2 protein-coding genes are annotated in these 3,361 nt (G+C 60.3%); both read left to right on the forward strand.

Features of this window, described 5'->3' with window-relative positions:
* Positions 1 to 100 precede the first annotated feature (100 nt).
* Positions 101 to 1,969 carry a hypothetical protein gene (locus QMX98_RS33385; protein WP_282412027.1) on the forward strand — a complete coding sequence of 623 codons (1,869 nt, stop codon included), beginning with the start codon at positions 101 to 103 and terminating at the stop codon, positions 1,967 to 1,969.
* A 27-nt stretch (positions 1,970 to 1,996) separates the two neighbouring features.
* Positions 1,997 to 3,241, forward strand: coding sequence for a metallophosphoesterase (locus tag QMX98_RS33390; RefSeq protein WP_172791848.1), 1,245 nt, complete (start codon positions 1,997 to 1,999; stop codon positions 3,239 to 3,241).
* Positions 3,242 to 3,361: the final 120 nt, after the last annotated feature.

Here is a 3,361-nt window from a genome sequence, read left to right on the forward strand (position 1 = left end):
CGGCGGCACAGTCAACATTGACGTTGCCTGATACAACGCTTTCGCGAGCAGGCTCGCTCCCACAGTGGACGGTGTTCAGGATTAGAAGGAAATGGATGATATGGACAGTTACATCCGCTGGTTCCAACGCTTCATCTGGCTAGGCATCGTGATGAACATGGTCTTCGCGATCCCGGCGCTTTTCGCTCCGGCGCTGCTGACCTCGATGCTCGGCATGCCGCCGCAACTCTCCGATCCATGGCTTGAAAACGCCGGCATGCTGCTGGTGGGTATCAGCGTGTTCTACATGCCGTCGGGCTTCAACGCACCGCGGTTTGTGGTGCATTCCTGGTTATGTGTGTTGTCGCGACTGATCGCCGTGGCGTTCTGGATCTACCTGATCAACACCAGCAGCCAGGCATCAGTGTTCGTGCCGATGCTGATGGGCGATCTGAGCATGTTCCTGATCCTCGGCATCCTGCTGTACCTGGGCAGCACGCCGGCCAATCGTCCGTTGGCGTTGCTCTGTGACGGCTGGCGGGAATGGCGTGCCGGCTGGGCGCTGCGCTGGCAGCGGCACAGTTTCAAGGTCGGCACGCTGATCGTGGTCCTGGTGCTGGGATTTATCGGTTACGAGACTTGGTACCAGATGCTGCGGGTGGTGCCAGCCGAGAAGTACGCCTCCGACGAAGACCACTACAAGTACGCCGCCATCGGCTTGGGCATTGAAGCGCGCATCCCGTATTACCTGTTCGCCGTGCTGCCGCAGATGTGTCCCGAGAAACTGCCCAGACCCGGCGGCTATGAAGTCTTCGGTTTCCTCTTTGAGAACGGCAAGGACCTGCCCATCGGCATGGCCAAGCGGCAAATCGGCTACCCGACCGTGGAGCCAAACTGCGCCCTGTGTCACACCGGTTCCTACCGGGCCAATGCCAGCGACGTTGCCACCTCGGTGGCCACCGCCCCGGCCAACACCCTGCAACTGCAAGCCTTTCAGTGGTTCGCCTACGATTGCGCCAGCGATCCGACATTCACCACCGACGCGGTGATGACCGCGATCAACGGCAAGTTCCAACTCGGGTTTTTCGAGCGCTTGTACAACCGCTACCTGATCATTCCGATGGCCAAGAGCGCGTTGCTCAAACAGAAACAGGCCTACGCCTGGCAGAAGCTGCGCCCGCAACAGGGACCGGGGCGCACCGACACCTTTAACCCGACGAAAATGGTGGTGTTCGGCTTCCCGGATGACTCGACCATCGGCACCGTCGACCTGCCGCAAGTGTGGAACCAGAAACCCCGGGAGTCGCTGTACTTGCACTGGGACGGCAACAACAACGACATCCACGAGCGCAACTACGCAGCGGCAATGGCCGTGGGTGCGACGCCGGAATCGGTGCTGCCGGAAAGCTTCAACCGCGTGACCAACTGGCTGCTCGGCACCAAGCCGCCCGTCTGGCCGTTCGCGCTGGACCAGGCCAAGGTCGCCCAGGGCAAACCGGTCTGGGATCAGAACTGCGCCGGCTGTCACGACTTCGGTCGCACCGACACCGGCCAGGTCACCACCCACATCGACGAACTGGGCACCGATCCCCATCGCCTGAACTCGTTCACCACGGGGTTGGTGGAGGCCTTCCACACCTTCAAGAAACCGCCATTCGACTTCAACGCCTATCGCAAGACCCAGAGCTACAGCAACACGCCGACCGATGGTGTCTGGCTGCGGGCGCCCTACCTGCATAACGGTTCGGTGCCCACGCTGTGGGATTTGCTGCAGACGCCGGAACAGCGGCCGTCGGTGTTCTACACCGGCTCCGATGTGTACGACCAGGAAAAGGTCGGCTTCGTCACGAGCGGGGCGCAGGCCAAGGCCTCGGCGGACTTCAAATACGACACGCGCCTGGAGGGCAACCACAACAGCGGCCACCTGTACGGCACGCAACTGTCGGACATCGATAAACGGGCGCTCATCGAGTTCATGAAAACCCTGTGATCCCACTACGGATGGAGGAATGCCAACATGTCATTAGTTACTCATTGGGAACATGAATACGACAAGGTCAAAGTTCGCGTGCATGGGCTGTTCACGCGATTGGAAATGTCCTGGAAAAAGCTCATCAGCGAGCTTGAGCCCGAGGAGTTCCAGGCCATCGTCGCCCTGTTGCAGCGTGGCCACGATCAGGCGCAATACGTGCTCAAACACGGCGATCTGCCGGCCGATCAGCCGAGCGTGCCGTGGGAGTTGTCCCACGGTTTGTCGATCCTGCACATCGGCAACGCCACGCCTTTACCGCAATCGGTCGACCAGTTGCAGACCCGGGTGCTCAAGGACGGCAGTCTGCTGGGCTGTCGCAAGTGGGAACTGCTGGATCTGTTGTGGAGCGAAGCGCTGCTCAAGTGGATCGAAAACCTGCGCCATCACGCGCCGTTCGCCACTAACCCGGCATTGATGAAGATGGACAGTGACGTGGTGCTGGCGATCGCCGGCGACTGGGGCACCGGTCCGTTCGACAGCCACGCCCCGGCGGTGGCGGTGGCCAACCAGATGCAACTGGCTCAGGCCGATTTCACTATTCACTTGGGGGATGTGTATTACGCCGGCACCCATTCCCAGGAAGACGTCGACATGGTCGGCTGGCCCATGGGCAAGCACGGCTCGTTCACCCTCAACTCCAATCACGAGATGTACAGCGGCGCCCACGGTTATTTCAAGGAACTGGCCAAGCGTTTTCCGGCGCAGCAGGGCACCAGTTATTTCGCGTTGTACAACGACGATTGGCTGGTGGTCGGGCTCGACACGGCCTATGCGTCAGACGCCATCAATCTGTACATGGACGGCACGCTGAACAAGGAGCAGATCGCCTGGATGAAAGAGCTGCCCCAGCGCAAGAAGATCATGGTGCTCAGCCACCATCAGGGGTTCGATATTTCCGGGCACAACAAGACGGCGTTGTATCAGCCGGTCTGTGATGCGTTGGGTCGGGAGCCTGATTACTGGTATTGGGGGCATTTGCACAATGGCATTTGCTATGCGGCCCAGGGTGGACTGCATGCGCGTTGCGCCGGGCATGGGGCGATTCCGTATGGCAATGCCAGCGAGCTGGACGGGCATACGCGAGTGTTGTGGTCGGAAACCGAGAATGCGCGGGATGAGGCGTACCCGGATCGGGTGTTGAATGGGTATGTGAAGGTGCGGTTGGTGGGGGAGCACATCGAAGAGACGTTTATCGGGGAGGATGGCAGCGTGCGGTGGTCTTCAAGTTGATCGGGTGAATGTGAGGCCGCCATCGCGAGCAGGCTCGCTCCCACATTCGATCTTCAGCGCACCAAAGATCCCCTGTGGGAGCGAGCCTGCTTGCGATGCTTTTGCTGTTAGCCCTGAACC

It is taken from the genome of Pseudomonas sp. PS02303 (assembly GCF_029959925.1).
Lineage (GTDB): Bacteria > Pseudomonadota > Gammaproteobacteria > Pseudomonadales > Pseudomonadaceae > Aquipseudomonas > Aquipseudomonas mandelii.

Bases quoted from the DNA above. Each gene is read 5' to 3' on its own strand.
- QMX98_RS33385 (WP_282412027.1), top strand. From the start codon at position 101: ATGGACAGTTACATCCGCTGGTTCCAACGCTTCATCTGGCTAGGCATC.
- QMX98_RS33390 (WP_172791848.1), top strand. From the start codon at position 1,997: ATGTCATTAGTTACTCATTGGGAACATGAATACGACAAGGTCAAAGTT.